The sequence below is a fragment of the Colwellia sp. BRX8-9 genome (genome assembly GCF_014077245.1).
GTDB lineage: Bacteria > Pseudomonadota > Gammaproteobacteria > Enterobacterales > Alteromonadaceae > Colwellia_A.
Genome location: NZ_JACGVN010000031.1, coordinates 1 through 22,180 on the forward strand (window position 1 = coordinate 1; position 22,180 = coordinate 22,180).

At 36.8% G+C, this 22,180-nt stretch carries 21 protein-coding genes; 12 read left to right on the forward strand and 9 right to left on the reverse strand.

The features are described from left to right. Positions 1–173 precede the first annotated feature (173 nt). The 6 genes from H4J70_RS18450 to H4J70_RS18475 all read right to left on the reverse strand — a co-directional run bounded on the left by H4J70_RS18450 (position 174) and on the right by H4J70_RS18475 (position 6,171). Positions 174–854: a sugar transferase gene (locus H4J70_RS18450; protein ID WP_182231046.1), complete on the reverse strand. Its 681-nt coding sequence runs from the start codon at positions 852–854 to the stop codon at positions 174–176. Next, a complete protein-coding gene (locus H4J70_RS18455) occupies positions 854–2,149 on the reverse strand; it encodes a WecB/TagA/CpsF family glycosyltransferase (protein ID WP_182251653.1) in 1,296 nt (431 codons plus the stop codon). The genes H4J70_RS18450 and H4J70_RS18455 overlap by 1 nt, the downstream gene beginning before the upstream one ends. Before the next feature lie 186 nt (positions 2,150–2,335). Continuing rightward, the gene (locus H4J70_RS18460) at positions 2,336–3,067 is read right to left on the reverse strand and encodes a hypothetical protein (protein WP_182251654.1); all 732 of its coding nucleotides are present in this window, start codon (positions 3,065–3,067) and stop codon (positions 2,336–2,338) included. A gap of 298 nt (positions 3,068–3,365) precedes the next feature. Next, entirely contained in the window at positions 3,366–4,316 is a 951-nt protein-coding gene (locus H4J70_RS18465; protein WP_182251655.1) for a sensor histidine kinase, read from the reverse strand. Position 4,317: 1 nt separating this feature from the next. Beyond that, positions 4,318–4,863, reverse strand: coding sequence for a heme NO-binding domain-containing protein (locus H4J70_RS18470; RefSeq protein WP_182217053.1), 546 nt, complete (start codon positions 4,861–4,863; stop codon positions 4,318–4,320). 15 nt (positions 4,864–4,878) lie between these two features. Further along, positions 4,879–6,171 (reverse strand): response regulator, encoded by a 1,293-nt coding sequence (locus H4J70_RS18475; protein WP_182251656.1) that lies wholly within the window; start codon positions 6,169–6,171, stop codon positions 4,879–4,881. Positions 6,172–6,477: 306 nt separating this feature from the next. Here H4J70_RS18475 and H4J70_RS18480 point away from each other — a divergent pair, with 306 nt between their 5' ends. The 4 genes from H4J70_RS18480 to H4J70_RS18495 all read left to right on the forward strand — a co-directional run bounded on the left by H4J70_RS18480 (position 6,478) and on the right by H4J70_RS18495 (position 10,903). Beyond that, entirely contained in the window at positions 6,478–7,944 is a 1,467-nt protein-coding gene (locus tag H4J70_RS18480) for a sigma-54 dependent transcriptional regulator (protein WP_182251657.1), read from the forward strand. A 192-nt stretch (positions 7,945–8,136) separates the two neighbouring features. Continuing rightward, complete coding sequence (locus H4J70_RS18485; RefSeq protein ID WP_259368088.1) at positions 8,137–9,417, forward strand: oligosaccharide flippase family protein; 1,281 nt, start codon at positions 8,137–8,139, stop codon at positions 9,415–9,417. Then, positions 9,407–10,420 carry a glycosyltransferase family 2 protein gene (locus H4J70_RS18490; protein ID WP_182231043.1) on the forward strand — a complete coding sequence of 338 codons (1,014 nt, stop codon included), beginning with the start codon at positions 9,407–9,409 and terminating at the stop codon, positions 10,418–10,420. The genes H4J70_RS18485 and H4J70_RS18490 overlap by 11 nt, the downstream gene beginning before the upstream one ends. 72 nt (positions 10,421–10,492) lie before the next feature. Then, positions 10,493–10,903 (forward strand): hypothetical protein, encoded by a 411-nt coding sequence (locus tag H4J70_RS18495; protein WP_182231042.1) that lies wholly within the window; start codon positions 10,493–10,495, stop codon positions 10,901–10,903. Positions 10,904–11,025: 122 nt separating this feature from the next. Here H4J70_RS18495 and H4J70_RS18500 read toward each other — a convergent pair whose 3' ends face one another. The 3 genes from H4J70_RS18500 to H4J70_RS18510 all read right to left on the reverse strand — a co-directional run bounded on the left by H4J70_RS18500 (position 11,026) and on the right by H4J70_RS18510 (position 13,479). Beyond that, on the reverse strand, positions 11,026–11,262 hold the full coding sequence (locus H4J70_RS18500) for a thioredoxin family protein (protein ID WP_182231041.1): 237 nt from the start codon (positions 11,260–11,262) through the stop codon (positions 11,026–11,028). A gap of 23 nt (positions 11,263–11,285) precedes the next feature. Next, the gene (locus H4J70_RS18505; RefSeq protein ID WP_182251659.1) at positions 11,286–12,275 is read right to left on the reverse strand and encodes a permease; all 990 of its coding nucleotides are present in this window, start codon (positions 12,273–12,275) and stop codon (positions 11,286–11,288) included. A gap of 304 nt (positions 12,276–12,579) precedes the next feature. Beyond that, positions 12,580–13,479, reverse strand: coding sequence for a LysR family transcriptional regulator (locus H4J70_RS18510; protein WP_182221891.1), 900 nt, complete (start codon positions 13,477–13,479; stop codon positions 12,580–12,582). Positions 13,480–13,797: 318 nt separating this feature from the next. On the opposite strand from H4J70_RS18510, the gene H4J70_RS18515 reads away from it, so the two are divergent. The 8 genes from H4J70_RS18515 to H4J70_RS18550 all read left to right on the forward strand — a co-directional run bounded on the left by H4J70_RS18515 (position 13,798) and on the right by H4J70_RS18550 (position 22,153). Then, on the forward strand, positions 13,798–14,523 hold the full coding sequence (locus H4J70_RS18515) for a histidine phosphatase family protein (protein WP_182251660.1): 726 nt from the start codon (positions 13,798–13,800) through the stop codon (positions 14,521–14,523). Between the two features lie 36 nt (positions 14,524–14,559). Then, a complete protein-coding gene (locus H4J70_RS18520) occupies positions 14,560–15,330 on the forward strand; it encodes an SDR family oxidoreductase (RefSeq protein ID WP_182251661.1) in 771 nt (256 codons plus the stop codon). An 88-nt stretch (positions 15,331–15,418) separates the two neighbouring features. Next, positions 15,419–16,534 (forward strand): NADH:flavin oxidoreductase, encoded by a 1,116-nt coding sequence (locus tag H4J70_RS18525; RefSeq protein ID WP_182251662.1) that lies wholly within the window; start codon positions 15,419–15,421, stop codon positions 16,532–16,534. A gap of 126 nt (positions 16,535–16,660) precedes the next feature. Continuing rightward, positions 16,661–17,869, forward strand: a complete 1,209-nt coding sequence (locus tag H4J70_RS18530) for an acyl-CoA dehydrogenase family protein (protein WP_182173479.1) — start codon at positions 16,661–16,663, stop codon at positions 17,867–17,869. A 52-nt stretch (positions 17,870–17,921) separates the two neighbouring features. Continuing rightward, complete coding sequence (locus H4J70_RS18535) at positions 17,922–18,965, forward strand: phosphotransferase family protein (RefSeq protein WP_182251663.1); 1,044 nt, start codon at positions 17,922–17,924, stop codon at positions 18,963–18,965. 65 nt (positions 18,966–19,030) lie between these two features. Next, positions 19,031–19,792 carry an SDR family NAD(P)-dependent oxidoreductase gene (locus H4J70_RS18540; RefSeq protein WP_182217073.1) on the forward strand — a complete coding sequence of 254 codons (762 nt, stop codon included), beginning with the start codon at positions 19,031–19,033 and terminating at the stop codon, positions 19,790–19,792. A gap of 49 nt (positions 19,793–19,841) precedes the next feature. Beyond that, positions 19,842–21,647, forward strand: a complete 1,806-nt coding sequence (locus H4J70_RS18545; protein WP_182251664.1) for an acyl-CoA dehydrogenase — start codon at positions 19,842–19,844, stop codon at positions 21,645–21,647. A 44-nt stretch (positions 21,648–21,691) separates the two neighbouring features. After that, positions 21,692–22,153, forward strand: coding sequence for a MaoC family dehydratase (locus H4J70_RS18550; RefSeq protein WP_182217076.1), 462 nt, complete (start codon positions 21,692–21,694; stop codon positions 22,151–22,153). Positions 22,154–22,180: the final 27 nt, after the last annotated feature.

Sequence of the window (22,180 nt, forward strand, 5' to 3'; positions counted from 1 at the left end):
CAATGGGCTATATCTATTTTGCAAAAGCCTTTTTATCCAAATATATGGATACTTTGTTGATAAAAAATAAAAAATAAAAAATAAAAAAGTGAATTGATTATGCGTTAATCAATTCACTTTAATGTTATTTTTAAGCCATTTATACTTTAGCTAAATGTTATAGGTTGTTTAAACTAATAAGCACCTTTGGCCATTAATACAGCGGGAATGGTCAAGGCTATTATTTTACAGTCCATTAAAAAACTTTGTTGCTTAATGTAAGATTTGTCTAACTGTAATTGTTCTTCAAAATTAGTGTCTGCGCGGCCAGATACTTGCCATAAACCGGTTAATCCAGGCTTAGTAAATAATCTTGGTTGGATAAAGTTATCATATTCATAAGTTTCAATTGATAATGCGGGTCTTGGACCGACTAAACACATATCCCCTCTAACAATATTAAATAATTGTGGTAACTCATCAATAGAATACTTTCTAATAAATTGGCCAATTTTGGTAATTCTAGGGTCATTAATGTACTTCTTACAAACACCTTCACGCGAGCTTTGCGATGGGTCTGGTTCTTTAAAATGTGGGTCAGATTTTAAATACATTGATCTAAATTTATACATTTTAAAATGTCGACCATTTTCACCCACTCTAGTTTGAGAAAACAATGCACCACCCAGACTTTCTGTTTTAATTAAAATCATCACAATTAGAAGTACTGGGCTAATCAGTATTAAGGCAAGTAGCGCAATACTTTGCTGTAAAATAACTGGAATGCCTTTGTGTTGGTAATTTATAACAATAGCTTTGCGCGTTTTAGTCAATAACGCCTGATTTTTAATTTTATTTAATATTTGAATAGTCATTATTTTGCTCCGGTATTTACTAAGCCAAGTAAAAAGGTTCTATATAAAAAAAGTGGGTTACCAATAACATAACGATTAAATTTTTCACGAGGTTCTTGCATTAAGCGCCAAATCCACTCCATCCCCATTTCTCTTAACCACATCGGTGAACGTGAAATATTGCCAGAATAAAAATCAAATAGCCCACCTACGGCTAATGCTGTTTTACATCGTAATTGGTCTCTGTGCTCGAGTAACCATTGTTCTTGTATAGGTGAACCCATGGCAACTAATAAAACATCACAACCACTATCATTTATTGCGGTGATAATTTTTTGGGTACTCTCAGTGCCGTTATAACCATGTTCGGTACCTGCAATTTGTAGTCCTGGAAATTGAGCGCTTAATTCATTTGCTGCTTGATCTGCAATCCCTGGCTTAGCACCAAAGAAATATAAAGATTGACTACTTTCAACACAGTTTTTACAAAGATGAGGTAACATATCTGTTCCGTTATTGTTGCCATTAAGCAAGAATCCTGCTTTTTTTGCTGCTAATCTCATACCAGAGCCATCAGCGAACAATGCATCGGCTTTTGTTAGCTGATTAAAGAAGACTGGATTGCTAATCGACAAATTAATGGAGTGCGCATTAATAAAAAAACCTATTTTCGTTTTACTTGCCGGTATATCACTAGATGTTATCCATTCAACAGCTTCCGCCATTGAAGTATTGTTAACGTCTAAACCAAATAAAGATAAGTATTTAGATTCTTTAAGTCTTTTAATCTTTTGGCCATAAATAATAATCGAGATAAAACTTTTACTCATCAGCGCTAGATAATCAGTTAAGTTACCATTGAGTTGTTGTTCAAGTAGTTGCTCGGGCGTCATCACCGTTAACCCTGTTTTAAGGTGTAAGTCATAAAGACTAAAAATTCCTGCTTTACACTTAATTTTGTTAAGCACACAAAACTGTATGTCGGGTGAAAGTCGATGAGTCAAGGGAATACCGCAAAAAGAAATCTTACCTAAACAAATATCAAACAAAACTGCAGTTTTTACCCAAAGACCACAACTAAAGCGGTGTAATGTTAGCTTTCTGCTTAAGGCATCAGTCTTATATTGTTTTGAAAATAAGTTTCTTCTTGTCGTTATCGCCAAGGTTATATTTAACAGGAAACAGGGAAGCAGTATTAAGATAAGGATCAGGGCTATAGGCTTATCGACAATGTTGCCAGAGTATTGATGCTTAGTAGCATCGTAGTCTGTAGACGATTGAGTTATTGTTTGTAGTGAAAATTTAGTTTTTATCATTTCAGCTAACCTAAATTATTATCAGTTAACGTGTACAGTGCTTAAGTTGTGCCAACTTGAGTTTTTATTTTATCTTGCTGTTTTATAATGATTTTATTGTGTCTCGGGCTGTTTTTTCAAAAAAAGAGAAGTACTAAATTGCAAAATAAAAAATTAAATTATCATTTTGCAATATATCTTAAAATACTAACAACAGACTAATTTGGGATAAAGCGATAAGATAATATTTGTTTCACGCGACAGGTCGTCTTCATTACATGCTTTAACTGACGTTAGTTGTTTTCTATGAACAAAGGCTAGTATGCGGGCAGAGAGAGAGAAAACAATTTTATGAAATAGATTATTAATAATGCTGGTGCGCATAGGGCCACAATTGCTGTGTCTAATATAGTCACTTAAGTCATAGTCAAAGGTATTATTCCATTTTTGTTCGAGCTCTTTTATAAAATCCACCCCTTTACTTAATTCTATGACATGACCGTTTTCACCCCAGCCAACCTTGTTTATTTTTTGTATGCGAGCAAGTCTGGAATCAATAATACTGGTCAGCCATGTAATGGTTCTTTTATTATTCAAGGCAATGAGAACTCCTGAATTAAAGCGATTAGAATATCCTTTTGCCATATAAATATATTTTTTATCTTCTACTATTGTTTTTAAAGCGGGGCAATTGTCATTTACCACTGTATCAGCATCTAAAAATAAAACGGTGTCATATCCTGAGAGTAAAGCTGTTCGTATTAGCGTTAATTTAAGCCAACAGCACTCTACGCCTAATTTAGAAATATAAGGCCGAGTTACCGCTTGATAGTAGTACCCTTGCTTTATTGCATAGTTTTTGTGTGTTGCTAGTTCTTTGTTATACATCAACTGGTAACCATTTAGGGCAATGCTGAGTACTAATGTTTTATTGGACATAAATGTCCCCTTACTGCAAATGGGTTAATCAACTTCTCTACCTATGAAAAGTGCTTAATTAAGTAACCTGCAATAACTACTCCATTATTGATAACCCCCCTCTACCAATAGGCTAGCAGCGAGTAAAAAGTTTTATATAGGTATAAATGATGATTTTTTTTTGGTTTTTTTGCAAAATGCGAACTGACGTTGATAAATATTATAAGACACAAAGATTCATGTTTGGGTTGGTGGATAAAGTGAACTAAACCAACACCTTATAGTTAAAGGGTTGGTTTAGGTAAAAAAGTTTCGCGTGTTAGTTAATCGGTGGGTTTGCAAGCGGTAGGCGTATTTTAAAACATGTACCAACACCTACCTCACTCGTAACTGTAATTGTACCGTGATGCTTTTCAATGATGCCATGTGAAATAGGCAAACCTAAACCCGTACCTTCACCAACAGGTTTGCTGGTATAAAAAGGATCAAATATTTTTAAGATATTTTCTTCACTTATTCCTCTACCATTATCTTGCACGTAAATAATGACGCTATCTTGCTCTTGGGTTGTTGTAATAGTCAATATCCCATTGGTTGAGCAAGCATGTGAAGCATTCATAAATAAGTTAATAAAGACCTGATTTAAATCATATGGCTGCCCCATAACGTCACCACAATCGGAAAGCTCAAGATTAATGGTCATAGAGTATTTTATTTCATTAGCAGATACTTTTATGCATTCTTTAATACAGTCATTAATACTAAAAGCGGTAAAGGCTTCATCTCCTTTATAAGATATTTTCTTTAAATTGTTAACTATCTTTTTTACGCGCTCTACTCCTTCAATGGTATCGTCTAAAAGAGAAGGGATGTCAGTTATTAAATAGTCAGCATCAATTTCTTTACGCATACTTTGATATTGTTGCAACATTGAGTCAATGTTATCTTTGACAGGTAAATTATCTTGTATAATTTTGTCGAGTTTAAAAAATTCAGCAATGTTTTCAGATAAATAAAAGAGGTTGCTGTATGAATAAGCAATAGGATTATTAATTTCATGCGCAATACCAGCCGTAAGTTGTCCCAGTGAAGACATCTTTTCTGACTGGATAAGTTGTGCTTGAGTTGTTTTTAATTCAGCAACAACCCCTTCAAGATTTAAAACATTATCGTATAATTGTCGTGTTTTATCTTCAAGTAGCTTTTCTGCCAACTGTCGTGCCTTTTTTTCGCGGATATAGGCTGTTTTATACGCGTCTTCTTCAGTCATATTAATCCTTGAAAGATATTACTAATTTACATTTTTCGGCTCCATCATGCATGCATTCAGGGTGTTCAATTACAATAGCTTGTTCAAAGTGTTGAGCAGCACCCGCAATCAATCCTTCAGAAAGATGGCACAACTTGCGCTTAGATTGATAAAACATAATTAAATCGCCATTAGGTTTTTCATCGTATTTAAAACTTGGTAAGTAAGAATCAGGATAAACACGCTTGACTTCCTTGTGAATAACACCGTCAATACAAATGAGAAAATCTTTTAAATTATCAATATGTGATAAGTTAGCAGGGCTACTATTAAATAAATGAATAAATAAATATTCACCAAAGGTGCGAACTAACGTGGGCGGATCAACTTGGGTTAATGTCGATAGTTCAGCAACAAAAGCCATTATTTCGGAGTCTTCATACTGCATACCGTTAGTATAAATACCTTCAGAATTTGGTTTTACTTTATCTAACAACTCATTCCATACCGACATGCCCATTTTTTCAATGACCATTTCGGAAAATGTGGTGAATATAGAACCTTGCATGTTAATTTCCTTAAATTATGATAATGATAACGGTTCAATAACAATCGTAAATTGGTGTTTTTGATTAATCTCGTATTCAATCAACTTATTAATTGTGTGTTCGGTAAATTCATGACCTTCAGCTAGAATAAGTAAGTTATTTGCAGAAAACAAACCATGTTTTAATACCATGTCGGGTAAAAGTTGTCGTGTCGTTAAGCCCTGTTCAGAAATATTATCTATAACTAATTCGGGGTTGGCCATTAATATATCTAAAACTTCTTTGGCATATTTCATACCTTTCGATTTATTTAACGCGACCAGTACTTGCTTATGATCTAGCCTTTTAACATCAATCTTACCGCAAGAAAATCGCCAATAATCTCTTGCAACACTTATTATTTTACAGGCAAGCAATGTTTTACTATTAACTTTATTTTTTAGTTCTGCTAGTGAATGAAATTGATAGGTTAGTATTGCTTTTACACCATTTAAACGTTGCGCTGGTGAAAGTATTTGTTGAGCAATATCTCCCTGAGTCAAAAAAATCTTTTTTTGTTCGAAATTGAGTAAATCAAAGGGGGTACAAACAATGGTTGAATCAAACCCTAACAATCCAATTTCGTTGAGAAAACCTGATAAGCGAATATCATGCAATGCTTCTTTATCTAGACAGAGCTTTTCTCCTAATCGGCCGGCTAATTGTGCTACATTTTTCGCAAAATCAGCATTAAGATCAGGACTGATCGCAATGAAGTTAAATAACATTTTCTCACAGGCTTTATTGTCTTGTTCATTTCTTGTTAATGACGTTCTAATTTGTTTGGTGCGTAAATTTACTTTTCCTTCTAAGTCATGATTTAAACTTTTAAGTAATTTATTTTTCTTTTCAATTTTACGTTTTAAATTATGGTTTTCCTTTTTTAAATGGGTGATCTCCAAACCTTCTTCAACAGCATTAATTAGCTCATCATTATTCCAGGGTTTATTAATAAAACGATTGATTTTACCTAAATTAATTGCTGCCACGGTTGATTCAAAATCAGCATAACCACTTAATACTATTCGGTAAGTATCTGGGTGTGAATTAGCCACTATTTCTAATAACGCTGCGCCGTCCATTTCAGGCATTCTCATATCAGAAACAACGATGTCTACGGGCGTTTTCTCTAAAATTTCTAGTGCGTCTTTAGCACTATTAGCAATAATGACATTATATGACTTGCGGTGAAATAAACGTTGCAAAGTCCTGAGTATAATTCGTTCATCATCAACACATAAAACAGTCATATCTGAATACAAAGCATTTTGGGTACTACTATCTGACATAATCTTTCCCTACAAATTTTACAACTGAAATAAATAGTTTTAATGATGTTAATTATAACGACCACTATATTATCTATTTTTTACTTTATAGTGATAAATAATAAACATATATTATAGTTATAACGGATATTTATTCAAAAATTATTGATATTATTATAATTAATAAGTCAATTTACCTTAACAACATTTGTAATTGTTAAGGCGATACATTAAGTTTTACATGTGGAATAAAAAATAGTTATAGCTAAATGCAACACTGTTTTAGAGAAAATTTATTGGGCTTTAGTGCTTATTTTAAGGGAAGAAATGCAAAATTTGAATAAATCGGTCATTTTATTTGTTGACGATGAACCCGCTATTTTAAGATCGCTTCAACGTATTGCGAGCAAAGTGGATGCTACTATTTTAACGGCTGCTAGCGGCGGTGAAGCACTTGAGGTGATTAAAGAATGTCATGTTGATGTCATTGTTTCTGATATCAACATGCCCAATATGAACGGCAATCAATTACTTGAACAAGTTGCTCAAATTTCACCTGAAACTGTTCGTATTGTTTTAACCGGATGTGACAACATGGATACGGTACTTAATGCGGTTAATTCAGGGCACATTTGGGGGTTTTTACATAAACCTTGGGATAACTTCGAACTTATTGTTAAGTTAAAGCAAGCATTACAGCTCCAGAATATACTTGCTGAACGTACCTTAATGCGAAGAACGATTGATCAATACCAAAAATATCACAAAGCAAAATTTGAAGGCTTTATTGGCGATTCAATTCCGATGCAATTTGTTTATTCTTGTATCGAACAAAGCGCACCTAGCAGTGCCTCTGTATTTATTACTGGGCCTAGTGGCTCAGGAAAAGAAGTTGCTGCACAGGCTATTCATCGTTTAAGTAAAAGAAAAAACGGGCCTTTTATTGCGCTCAACTGTGCCGCTATACCCTCAGAATTGATGGAATCAGAAATTTTTGGTCACATCAAAGGAGCATTTTCTGGTGCTGTTTCTAATCGTGACGGTGCGGCATCATTAGCCAACGGCGGCAGCTTATTTCTTGATGAAATTGGTGAGATGGATATCAGTTTACAGGCTAAATTATTACGTTTTATTCAAACAGGTTGTTTTCAAAAGGTCGGTAGCGGTAAAGAAGAAAAAGTAGACATTCGTTTTATCAGTGCAACCAATCGAGACCCTCAAGTTGCCATTGATGAAAAGAAACTACGTGAAGATCTCTTTTATCGGCTCAATGTTATTTCTATTGCGTTACCCGCACTAAATGAACGTGGTAGTGATATTGTGAAGTTAGCCGAATATTTCTTAAGCCACTTTAGCAAAATGGAAGAAAAAATTTTTGTGGGTTTCTCAACTAATGCTGAGGCATTAATTACATCGTACTCTTGGCCAGGTAATGTTAGGCAACTGCAAAATATTATTCATAGTGCAACAATTATGTCTGAAGGACCCTTAATTTCTGAACAAGTGATTGTTCAGCAACTTGGTCGGCAGTTTAAGCAAACTGCTATTGCAACACCCCCCGCGCAAAAAACGGTTGTATCGGCACAAGTTGATATCAATATTCAGACACCGATGCTCAATACAGCTAATTTAACTCCTTCAATAATTACCTTGGCTGATGTCGAAAAGCATGCCATTGAACAAGCGGTTTCATTGTGTGAAGATAACATCGTCAAAGCGGCCAGAGAACTAGGTGTGAGTCCATCAACGCTTTATCGAAAAATTCAGCAATGGCAAGTACCTGCGCTAGATTAATACCATTTTTAATTTGCAAAAAGTGGTAGTGTTTTTTTTCAAAGTGCAAATTATTATCAGTTCAACACCTAAGTGTAAAATAAAACTTATAATAATCAGTTAATTAAAATAACTTAAATATTGGAACGAAACTTGAAGGTATCATTGTCAACGATTTAACAATGATAATTCAGGAGTGTTCTAGTGCAGTTAATGTCTTTATTAAGAACGCAATTTAATTCGGTAATTGAGCTGTTATCAAATGCTATTTGGTTACTTAGTGCCGAGTTTGTTGCTAAAGTCTCCAGAATTTTCACTATTGTTGTACTTGCCGCGCAATTATCGCCAATCTCTTATGGTACCGCTATGTTAGCGCTGGCCTTTCATGATGTTTTTGCATTAATATTACGAGCCGGTGTAGGTAGTCAAATTATTAACTGCAAACAAGCGCAAGTCGCTAGTTTTGCAAAAAGTGGTATCGTCATCCAATGGGCTATCTGTCTCACTATCGCTGTAGGTCAGTGGAGCTCTGCAGACTTTCTATCGTCACTTTATGACAATGATGACATTGCCTCATTACTCAAAATAATGGCTGTTATTTATCTGCTCTATCCTTGGGTGAGTGTAAAAATATTTTTGTTGCAGCGCGATAATAAAATGCGTTGGTTTAGTATCAGAAATGGTGTTTGTGTCATCATCGAAAATGTATCTATAGCGGTAGCGGCTTTGCTTGGAGCTGACATCTTTGCTGTTGCTTTGGGTAAAATCGCCTTTTCGCTATTTTGGTTGTTGTTATTTTCATTCGCACCGGTTCAATCATATGGCATTGGTTTTGATAAAACTGTAATCAAGCACATGTTAAGAACATCAGGTAAGCTTTTTAATACAGAATTTTTACGAGGGATTCGAGTTCATGCTGATACTTTTATTGCCGGTAAGTTACTAACCCCCGAGCTTTTTGGTTTTTATAGTTTTGCAAAAAATGCTGGGGTAGGTTTAAGTCAGTCAATTAATCAAGTTTATATGGCTGCTTTATATCCTTATATTTGCAAGTTAGCTCGACAAGGGCAGCTATTAGCACAACAAAAGAAAATATTTGCTCTTTCATTATCCATTGGTTTTTTATTCGTTTTTCAGGCTTTAATCGCTCCTATTTATGTACCGATTCTGTTCGACGATAAATGGTCGTCTGCTGTACCTATCATCACAATATTATGCTTAGTGGCATTACCAAACTTAATTATTGATACTGCTTGTTGTTTTCAGCGGGCAACAGAGCAATACCACCTTGAAACCTTTACTCGTTTAGTTTGCCTGTCAGTTTCTTTACTCACGCTCATTATTATGGTGCCAAAAGAGCCAATGGAATTTGCTATTGTTATCTTTTTTAGCAGTCTATTTTGCTTGATCCCGCTTTACTTAATTAATGTTCTTAAACCCTTAAATTATAACCTACGTACTTTATTTAATAGGAAAAAATCACATGAAATCTAACGCAGTTCCAATAGTATCAGTTATTATTCCAATGTATAACGTTGGAAAATATATTGAACAAAGTATCAATAGCGTTCTTAAGCAAACCTATCATCATTTTGAAATTATTTTAGTGGATGATGGTTGTACTGATGATACCTTAAATAAAGTGAATCAATTTACAGACCCTAGAATTAGAATAATTCATCAAACTAATCGAGGTTTGTCTGGCGCAAGAAATACCGGTATAGATGCGGCTCGTGGTTTATATGTTGCTTTACTCGATGCTGACGATTACTGGGCTAAAGATAAATTAGCTAAGCATATTAAACACCTATCAGCGAACCCTAAGGTAGGAGTAAGTTACTGTCCGTCATTATTTATTAATGAAGAAGGCGTACTTTTAGGCGTTGGTCAATTTCCTAAGCTTAGCAATATAACTAAACAACATATTTTTTGTCGTAATCCAGTAGGTAATGGCTCATCGCCAGTGATTAGACGGGCGTTATTAGCAGAAATTGGCTATTTTGGTGTTAAAAGAGATAAATATCGAAAAATGTATTTTGATGAAAGTTTGAGACAATCTGAAGATATCGAATTATGGACTCGCATAGCATTAACCACTACATGGAAATTTGCTGGTATTGCCAAACCTTTAACTTATTATCGTGTTAACGATACTGGCCTTTCAGCAGATGTTGATAAGCAGTATTCAAGTTGGCAACATGCCGTTATGCTAAACCAAGCTTCTGATCCAACTTTTTTCAAACAGTTTTATAGCTTAGCAAGGGCATACCAGCTTCGTTATTTAGCCAGACGGGCGATACAGTCTGAAAGTAAACTGACAGCTTTTAAGCTTATCCATCAAGCAATATTTTGTAATTACAGGATCCTTTTTCAAGAGCCTAGTCGCACGATAATGACGTTAGGCTGTGCTTGGTTAAAGTTTTTACCGAGCAAGCTATATCGACGAATTGAAAAGTTTGCCATGTTAAATTTTGGCAATAGTTCAATTAAACAATAAGGTTAAAATGTAATGAAGACCTATAATCTATATCAGTTCTTGTATTACTCATAATAGTTATTTAGAGGCACTATGGCGCGTATTAATAAATCAGATGATAACTCAAAAGTTAATCAGCTATTAAGTGGCATGGATAAATCTGTTGCAGAAAGTTTCACTTATAAACAACGTAAAGCATTGCAAAAAAGCATTAGTACCCAAGACTGGCGAAGTCACAATGTAGATTTTAGACCTACATTAGCATTGCCTTTTCTCCCTTGGAGTTTCTATATTGTTTTTCTAGTGGGTGTTAATAGAAGGGGGCTTACACACACTGAACGTTTTATTGCTTTTGCTATGTTTTTATTATTTATATTCGTCTTCGGTTTAGCCATGATTGGTTGTGTGTTTTTGTTAATTTATTTATTTAAATCATGGTTAGGAATAGATTTGTTTCCAAATGAATCTTTAGGTCTTTGGGACGCCCTCAAAAGTCTTTTCTAGCTATTTTCACGCAAAGTAAATGCTTTAACAGGCATAATGATAGATTTTTAAATAACATTGCTTACAGCTTGATAACGCTATCTGTTAGTTATCAAGCCATATGTATCACTTGCCAGAGACTCTTAGTTGATTAACCATGACTGAATAGTATCTCTGTCTGGGATAGAACCGCTATGCACATTAACATCATTAATTAAAACTGCTGGGGTAGTCATTACGCCATATTCCATAATAACTTCAGGGTCTGTTTCTTTTATTACCTGAATATTAATATTCAATTCTTTGGCTATTTTAGAAATTTTTTCAACAGTCTTTATACATTTAGTACAGCCAGTACCCAGTACTTTTATTTCTATCATAATATTTTCTCTTTAGTTAGGTGTTAAATAAAAGGGCTTAAAAAATTAAATGTCCAACCAATTAAAGTAAATGCAATAAGCAATAGAATAAAAAGTATCGCCAATAACCGCCACTGCATGACTTGCTTTAATAAGATAAATTCAGGAAAACTTGCAGCTACAGTACTCATACAAAAAGCCAGTGTGGTACCTACAGGAAGACCTTGTTTAAGTAAACTTTCCATGACAGGAATAACACCGGTCGCATTAGAATATAAAGGTATGCCAAGTAAAACTGCAGAAGGGACTGACCACCATTGCCCATCGCCTAAATGCGCTTGAATCCAACCGTCGGGAACAAAACCATGTAAAGCTGAGCCTAACCCTACACCTACGATGACCCATTTCCATACTCGTCCAAAAATTTCGCTGAGCTCTTCCTTTGCAAAAGCATGTCTTTGTTTTAACGATAATATTGCAGATTGTTTAGCTTTAACTCTTACCGTGTTTTGACCTCGTTGTAACGCTTTGGCGGCAAAAGATTGCAACCAACGTTCAGCTTTTATGGCATCAAGAAAAATACCGCCTAATATACCAACAGACATCCCAACCACAATGTAAAGCAGGGTAAATTTCCATCCCAATAAACTAAGTAACAGCAATACTGCTACTTCATTTATCAGTGGTGATGTAATGAGAAATGACATCGTTATACCCACAGGGATCCCTGCTGATGTAAAACCCAAAAATACCGGAATACTCGAGCAAGAACAAAACGGCGTTATTGCGCCAAAACTTGAGCCAAGTAAATAACCAACCCCTGAATGTTTACCGGCTAAATAATCACGAATACCTTCAACATTCATTGACGCTCTTAATAAAGCAATAGCGTAGATCATTATCAATAACAAAAAGAATATCTTAGTGGTGTCTTCGATAAAAAAATGTAGGGCATCGCCTAGTTTTGTTGTTCTAGATAAGCCAAATATATCAACAACTAACCATGTGGCTAAATCGGTAAATATCTCAAACATAAGCTGCCCTATCGAGGTGGATAATAAGTAATAAAATAAGTTCGCTAAGGTAGTATAGATTTTGTAACACGGTTTTAAACAGCCTAACGGCAAAATTTAAACCGATAAAAGACAATAATAAGCGATCGATATACTCATTATTATAATAGTACAGCGTTGTTATACTTTGACTTAAGTCAGGTTGTCGCTAATTACTGCCGATAAAAAGACGGTAGTATTAGTAGGTGAGTTCGTTGAGGCTCGATATTTTCCCTTTGCGCTATTTTAGGCGTTAGGCAAAGGGTATATCTAGCAATAAGCGCCTTTAAACGCCGGGTGTTGCTTGAATCACTTTATTTCTAAGCCATTTGTTAGCGGGTTCAAAGTCGAGGTTTGTATGCCAATAAAGATGCATATCAATATCAGGTAGTGTTACAGGTAATGGGTATATAACCAAATCGAGCAATTGCGCGTACATTTTAGCGGTTGTTTCTGTTGCCGTGAGCAACATATCGTTACCAGCTATAACCCGACATGCTGAAAATGTATGTTGGCACCGCAAACCTATTTTACGTTGTAATCCAAGACGAGCTAATTCGAAATCCTCAATGCTTGGTCCTGTTGAACGCGACGACACTAAAATATGGTCCATCGCTAAGTAGCTTTCTAAATCTAGTATTGCGTTAATTTGTGGATTATTTTTACGTGCAACGACTACTAATTTATCTTTTTCTAATTGGGTGTGTAATATATTGTCGCTAACGGGTAATAAAGTATCTATGGCTAAATCAATGTCGCCACTGGCGAGTTTATTTTCCAGTTCATGGCGATTAACTCGGCGGCTACTTTGTATATTTACCCAGGGCGCTTCTTTATGAATTCTCTGTATCAAAGGCGGCAAGTAAGAAGCTTCTAAGGCAACGTGCAACGAAATGGTAAAACTTTTGCGCGAGGTCATTGGTTGAAATTGTTTTGACTGTGCTAAACATATTTGTAATTGACGTAAAGCTTCACGAACATCTGCAACTACATTATTAGCCACTACAGTAGGTCGCATTTCATTGCCTTGTCGCACAAAAAGTGGATCGTCAAAATGTGCGCGTAATTTACTCAAAGAGTGACTAACTGCTGGCTGTGATAAATTCAGTGCTGATGCTGCTTTGGTAATATTGCCTTCGCAGTAAATGGCTTCGAAGACCACAAATAAATTTAAGTCGACTTTCATCGTTATTTTTCAACCTAATTCGTTAAATAAATCATTAATATTGTCATTCTATTCATAAAATGAATAGTTAATCATTAAGTTTATTACTTTATTTAAATTAGTTAGGGTCATATATTCAATAAATCGCTATTTTATTTTAGCTTCTTTATTCGGTAGGTGAATAGTAGGTCATAATAACTATTCATTTGTTTAATTGTTGACTGGCAATTAATATCAATATAGTGAAAAAACAGATGTTTAAAGAATCTTAATAAGTGATGAAAATGATAATAAGCCAGGTATTTAAACAGCAACCTATTTCTGTAAAAGGGTAAACGCATGACGGCCATCTATCTTATACGTCACGGGCAAGCCTCTTTTGGCAAAGCTGACTACGACCTTCTGTCTGAAAAAGGCAGTGAACAATCGCGCTTATTGGGTAAGTATTGGCAAGCCATATCTGCACCAGAAAAAATTTACTCGGGTGATTTACTGCGACATGGACAAACCCTAGAACACTTTTTACAGGGTTATGAAAGTGAACCATCACCTGTGATACTGCATTCAGGGTTTAATGAGTTTAATCATCAAGAATTGTTAACTTGTTATGATGCACAATGGAAAAATTTTTCAAAAATGGCTACGATAATGAGTAAACAGCCAAGCGCAAATAAAGCTTTTCAAAAAGAGTTTGCCAATGCACTGCTCCGGTGGACAAGTGGCAACCACGACAATGAGTATAAAGAAAGTTGGAGTCAATTTAAAAAACGTTGTATTAGCGCATTGCAAGATGTCATTAAGCAAGAACTAACGGCAAGAAAAACAACGACACAAGCGCATCAACATACAAACAATATTTGTATCTTTACTTCAAGTGGCACCATAGCTGTCATTATTCAGCATGTTTTAGGCTTATCTGATGAAAAAACATTAATCATCAATCAACAGTCACGCAATACTGGTGTTACTAAATTACTCTTTTCAGAAAAGAATTTAAGCATTGATTATTTTAACAATTATAGTCATTTGACCCTAGCAGGTGAAGACTGGGTTACGTTTAGATAATCGATAATATATTAACAATTAAGAAGGAGACTTAACATGAACAAGATTAACTTATTCGATCTAACAGGAAAAATCGCTTTGGTTACTGGCGCAAGTCGTGGCATTGGTGAGCAAATAGCTAAATTACTGGCGCAAAATGGCGCCCATGTCATTGTTTCTAGCCGTAAAGTTGAAGGTTGCCAAACTGTTGTTGACGATATTATTGCCGCAGGTGGCAGCGCTCAAGCTATACCTTGTCATATTGGCGAAATGGACCAAATCGAAAACATTTTTTCTTTGATTAAAGAACAACATGGCAAGCTTGATATTTTGGTTAATAACGCCGCAGCAAATCCCTATTTTGGCCATGTGTTAGATACTGATTTAAGTGCTTTTCAAAAAACAGTCGACGTGAATATTCGCGGATATTTTTTCATGTCTGTTATTGGGGCAAAGCTAATGAAAGAAAATAATGGTGGCGCTATTGTTAATGTGGCTTCTATTAACGGTGTTATTCCTGGTGACTTTCAGGGGATTTATTCCATTACCAAGGCTGCGGTCATCTCTATGACTAAGACCTTTGCCAAAGAGTGTGCCCAATTTAATATTCGAGTTAATGCTTTATTACCCGGCGGCACCGATACAAAATTTGCGTCAACATTAGTCAATAACCCCAAGATACTTGAACAAATGTTGCATCATGTGCCGATGAAGCGTATTGCGCAGCCTGAAGAAATGGCTGGCACTGTACTTTACTTGGTTTCAAATGCATCAAGTTACACGACAGGTACTGCGATTAACGTTGATGGTGGTTATTTAATTGGCTAGACAATAAAGTGATTAACAAGGCTCTAGCAACCGTTGGCATTAATTTGTCTGCTGCAATATTTAGTATTAATAAATTTCAGGAAACACAATGAGTAATAATAATTCAACCAAACTTTTTGAATCATTTTCATCAGGTGGACTCACGTTAAAAAATCGTACGGTTATGGCCCCGATGACTCGGACCTTTTCGCCTAACTATATTGCCAATACCGATGTTGCAAAATATTATCGACGCAGAGCAGAAGGTAATGTCGGTTTAATTATTACCGAAGGTACTTTTATTTCGCATAAAGCGGCTAATGGTTATGAGCGAGTTCCTGCTATTTTTGGTGAAGAAGCTTTAGCTGGTTGGAAACATGTTGTCGATGAGGTACATGCTGCTGGAGGTAAAATCGTGCCACAAATTTGGCATGTTGGCTCAGTGAGAAAAGAAGGTATTGGCCCTGATAAATCAGTACCTGCGTATAGTCCATCTGGCTTATATAAACCCGGTGCCCCCAATGGTATTGAAATGAGCCAAACTGATATTGACGAAGTTGTTGCTTCTTTTGCACAAGCTGCTCTCGAGGCTAAAAATATCGGCTTTGATGGCGTTGAAGTTCATGGTGCTCATGGTTACTTGGTTGATCAGTTCTTCTGGGAAGGCACAAATCAACGTAATGATGGCTATGGAGGTTCATTAGAAAATCGTACCCGTTTTGGTGTTGAAATTGTTCAAGCAATTCGCGCCGCTGTTGGTGAAGATTTTCCTATTATCTTTAGATTTTCTCAATGGAAGCAACAAGACTACAATGCAAAACTTTGCCAAACACCCGCAGAGTTAACGACTTTTTTAACACTATTAAGTGATGCTGGGGTCGATATATTTCATGCGAGCACCCGCCGTTTTTGGTTACCAGAATTTGAAGGCTCGACGCTGAATTTAGCCGGATGGACGAAAAAAATAACCCATAAACCGGTAATAACCGTGGGCAGTGTTGGGCTCGACAGTGACTTCACCGGTGAAGGTAGTATGGACCTGGGCGGTGCTTCTAACCCAACCGGAATTGATGGTTTATTAACGCGCCTAAATAATGATGAATTTGATTTGGTTGCTATTGGTCGAGCGTTATTAGTCGATCCAGAGTGGGTTAATAAAATACGAGATAAAAAAGAAGACCAAATAGCCCCGTTTAATAAAGAAGCGTTAATGAAGTTAAGTTAAATAAATTAAGTCAGTTGTCGGTTGATTAATCAACTTTCAACCGACAATGATTTTTGAATATCGTGACAAAAAAATTCTCACTGCACTCGTTAGTAAACGGGCGCTATTAAATTATAGGGATCTCTCATGGATTTTGAATACAGTGACAAAGTTAACGCATTAATAAATCGTGTAAATTTATTTATGGATAAATATGTTTATCCTGCTGAACAGAAAATGCATGAACAAGTTGCACAAGAGCCTTGGTCAACACCGCCGTTAATGGAAGAGCTAAAAGCGAAAGCAAAAGCAGAAGGGCTATGGAATTTATTCTTACCTTTGAGTTATGGCAAATATAGTGCGGGTTTAACTAACTTAGAATATGCACCTTTAGCTGAAATTATGGGTAAAGTGATGTGGGCGCCAGAAGTGTTTAATTGTGCGGCTCCTGATACAGGCAATATGGAAGTTCTCGCTAAATATGGTAGTGAAGCCCAGAAAAAACAGTGGCTAGAGCCGTTACTTGAAGGAAAAATCCGTTCCGCTTTTGCCATGACAGAACCTGAAGTTGCTTCAAGTGATGCGACCAATATTGAATTACGTATCGAACGTGACGGTGATGAATATGTCATCAACGGTAAAAAGTTTTACATCAGTGGCGCGTGCCGTAAACAATGTGAAATTATGATCGTTATGGGTAAAACCGACCCCGACAATGAAAATCGTTATATTCAACAATCGCAAGTGCTAGTGCCAATGAGAACACCCGGTGTCACTATGGTTCGCCCAATGAAAGTGTTTGGCTATGATGATTCGCCAGAAGGACATGCTGAAATTATTTTTGAAAATGTTCGAGTACCTATCGACAATATTATTGTTGCTGAAGGTAAAGGGTTTGAAATCGCGCAAGGGCGTTTAGGTCCTGGTCGTATTCATCATTGTATGCGTTCGATTGGTATTGCTCAACGTGCGTTAGATTTAATGTGTAAGCGTGTTAATGAACGAATTGTCTTTGGTCGTCCGATGATAAAACAACAATCAATTCGCGAAGATATTGCTATTTCAGCTTGTCAAATTGAACAAGCGCGTTTGATGACGTTAAAAGCGGCGCAAAAAATGGACCTTGAAGGTAATAAAGCAGCCAAAGATATTATTGCCATGATAAAAATAGTTGCACCGAATATGTCGCTTGACGTTATTGACCGAGCTATTCAATGTCACGGCGCGGTAGGGGTTAGTCAGGATACTTTTTTAGCGCATGCATATGCGGCTCAAAGAACCTTGCGTTTAGCAGATGGTCCTGATCAAGTTCACATGATGCAACTTGGACGAGATTTAGTAAAAAAATCGACATAACATTAAATGATTATTGAAATTAATCGTCTTAAATCTGAAAGAGAATAAATACATGGCAGCAAACGTACCTTTTGATGTTGAAAAACTCACCGCTTACCTAGCACTTCATCTTGATGGTTTTATCGGTCCCATTACGCTTGATAAATTTTCAGGCGGACAATCTAATCCAACCTATAAAGTGATAGCGCAGTCCGGAATATTTGTCTTGCGCAGCCAACCGCCAGGAAAACTCCTAAAATCAGCACATGCGGTTGACCGTGAATATAAAGTGCTAGCCGCGTTAAAATCTTCAGACGTTCCTGTCGCCGAGGTTTATCACCTTTGCGAAGATACTAGCATTATTGGCTCGATGTTTTATCTGATGGAATATTGTGATGGTAGCGTTTATTGGAGTGCCTCATTAGCAGAAGTCAAAACTAATGAATATCGCAGTAAAATGTATGACGCAATGAACAATGCTTTGGTTGCTTTACATAGCATCAATGTTGAAAGTGTTGGCTTAAGTGATTACGGAAAAGCAGGTAATTATTTTCAACGTCAATATGATCGTTGGTCTGCGCAATACCGTGCCTCAGAACTCAAAAAAATAATAGCGATGGACAAGTTAAACCAATGGCTTGAAGTTAATTTGCCCGCAGATGATGGCAAAGTTTGTTTAGTCCATGGCGATTTTCGCTTAGACAACATGATGTTTGCCAAAGACAAACCAGAAATTATAGCCATTCTTGACTGGGAGCTCTCAACCTTAGGACATCCGTTTTCTGATTTAGCCTATCAATGTATGGGATTACGTATGCCCCAAGGTATTGGCAGTATCGATGGCTTAAAAGGGGTAGATAGAGCCAGTTTAGGCATTCCAACGGAAGAAGAATATGTGGCAACCTATTGTCAGCGTATGGGCATTGAAAAGATAGATAACTGGACATTTTATCTCGCCTTTAGTTTTTTCAGGTTAGCCGCCATTGTTCAAGGTGTTGCCAAAAGAGCGTCACAGGGCAATGCGTCGAATGAAAATGCCAGTAAAATTGGTCAGTTTGTCGAACCTTTAGCACTGATGGCTCTTGAGATAATAGCGCAAGAAAAGGTCAGAAAATAGCCGCTAGCTATTCAATTTAGCACCATGACAATAAACACGTTCAAATAATATTTTAAGGAAAAAAAATGGATCCATTATTAGATTTTACCGGAAAAGTTGCTGTTATTACGGGTGCTGCTCAGGGGTTTGGTATGTTATTAGCCCAAGAGTTAGCTCAGCGTGGTGCTAAGTTAGTGATCAGTGATATTAACGAAGCAGGTGTTAACAAGGTAGCCAACGATATTGCAGCTTCAGGCGCTGAGGTGTTCGCACTTCAATGCGATGTTGCTAAAAATGCAGATTGTAAAGCTATGGTCGACTTAGCCATTGAAAAATTTGGTCGTGTTGACATTGGTGTTAATAATGCAGGTGTTGCTCATGATTTTCATGCCTTACACGAAATTGACGAAGCCCTGATGGATAGACAATTTGCCGTTAATGTTAAAGGTGTGCAGTTTGGCATGAGTCATCAAATTAAGCAGATGTTAACGCAACAAGGTGGCGCCATTTTAAACGTTAGCTCAATGGCAGGTCTTGGCGGTGCGGCAAAAGTTGCGGCTTACTCTATGGCAAAGCATGCCGTTATTGGTTTGACAAAAACGGGCGCTGTTGAATATGGTCGCCATAATATTCGTATCAATGCGATATGTCCTTTTTTTACCTTAACTAAAATGGTCACTGACATGGCCGATGAAAGTATGCAAAGTAAAATGAGTTTAGGTGCGCCAATGAAGCGTTTAGCCGAGCCTAAAGAAGTTGTTGCCGTGATGCTAATGATGCTGTCACCCGCGAACACTTATATGACCGGGCAATGTATCGCGATTGATGGCGGTGTATCAGCGCAGTAAACAATAATCTTGTGTTACTTTTTTAAATAGTTAATAAGAAGAGACCCGAATGGCCAGTGAATTAATGAATCAACGAGATATTGAATTTATGCTGTATGAATTCTTTGATAGTGAGTCTCTTTTAAAAAGAGAACGTTATCAAGATCATGACCGGCATACATTTAACGAAGTTATTGCTACGGCTAAAACTATAGCAGAAAAACATTTCTTACCTATTCGTCAAAAACTTGATACTCACCAACCGACGTTTGACGGTAAAAAGGTACATTTAATTCCTGAGCTCAAACCCGCTATTGATGCCGTTATTGCCTCGGGTTTATCTTCAGCGACCGCAGATTATGAAACCAGTGGTATGCAACTGCCGCCAATCATCGCCAGCATCGCTACTTCATATTTAACTGTCGCTGGTGGTGTCGGTTTAGGTTACAACATGTTAACTACCGCGAATGCTAATTTACTTAGCGCGCATGGCAGTGAAGACCTCATCGAAAATTGGGTAAAACCAATGCGAGCGGGTCGTTTTATGGGCACAATGGCGATGACAGAGCCGGGCAGTGGTTCAGGCTTAGGTGATTTAATCACTAAAGCGACTAAGGCCGAAGGCGGTAGCTATCGCATTAGTGGTAATAAAATTTATATATCGGGTGGTGATCATGATCTCAGTGAAAATATTGTTCACTTAGTGCTTGCGAGATTAACCGGAGCGCCAAAAGGGATAAGAGGTATTTCGCTTTTTGTTGTACCAAAATTTTTGCTTAATGACGATGGCTCAATTGGCGATGACAATGAAGTCGCCTTATCCGGACTATTTCATAAAATGGGCGGGCGGGCTCAAACTTCCACTGCGTTGAGTTTTGGAGAAAAGAACGGCTCTGTTGGTTACTTAGTGGGGGAAGAAAACCAAGGGCTCAAATATATGTTTCATATGATGAATGAAGCACGCATTATGGTTGGAACCAGTGCGGCGGTTATCGGTATAGCAGGTTACTTGTACTCATTAGATTATGCTAAAAATCGGCCACAAGGTCGTTTACCCTCGAGTAAAGATCCACTATCACCTATGGTTAATATTATCGAACATGCCGATGTACGAAGAATGCTTCTCGCACAAAAAGCTTACGCAGAGGGCGCATTTTCATTAGTACTTTATGGCACACAATTGAGTGATGATGAGAAAACAGCAGCTAGTGCTGAAGAAAAAGAGCACGCGCATCTCTTATTAGACTTTCTTACCCCTATTATTAAAACATGGCCCTCTGAATATGGTACTAAAGCCAATGACCTAGCCATTCAAGTACTCGGTGGTCATGGCTATATTAATGAACACCCCGTGGAATTATTTTATCGTGATAATCGTTTAAACGCTATTCATGAAGGTACAACGGGTATTCAGTCGTTGGACTTATTAACGCGAAAGGTGCCAATGAATAAGATGGCAGGATACTTAGCAACGTTAACTGAAATAAATATAACGATAGAACAAGCCAAAAATTATCAAAGTTTAACTGAATTTAGCCAACAACTAACGGCAGCGGTAAAAAGTTTACAGCTAACTACCGAAGCACTATTAACCGCCATGACCAGCAAAAATATTGATTTAGCTTTAGCTAATTCGGTTAAATACCTCGAGTTGTTTGGACATGTGATCGTCGCTTGGTTATGGCTCAAACAAGGCCTTGTTGCCACGAAAGCGCTTGAAAATAAACCACACCAAAGTGATGAAAATTTCTATCAAGGAAAACTGCAAACCTTACAGTATTTCTACAGGTTTGAATTACCGCAAATAGCGTTATGGTCAGCGCTGTTAATAGACAGTGATGACAGCACTTATCAGATGAAAGCTGAATGGTTTTAAAGAGTCATTAAAAATAGCAGTTAAATAAATAATAGAGACACCTTATGCCAACTATAATTAACAAAGAAGAATTAGCAAATTATATAGGTTTTCAAGCTAAACCAACGCCTTGGCACTTAGTTACTCAGCAACAAATTGATCAATTTGCTGATTGTACACTCGATCATCAGTTTATCCATGTTGATGAAGAAAAGGCAAAAGCGACACCCTTTGGCGGTACTATTGCTCATGGTTTCTTATCGCTATCAATGCTCTCTCATTTTGCTGAAGACTTTAGCGTTATCATTGACGGATTTTACATGGGCTTAAATGCCGGTTTTGACAAGGTGAGATTTTTGCAACCCGTTGCGGTCAATAGTCGTATTCGAGCACATGCAACAACGTTGGCGATTGAAGAAAAAAAACCAGGACAATATCGTTTGTCTACCCAAGTAAGTGTTGAAATTGAAGGCAGTGAAACACCTGCGCTAGTCGCACAGTGGATTTCAGTACAAATGGTAAAATAACATGGCTAAAAAGTAATTTTAAAGTAT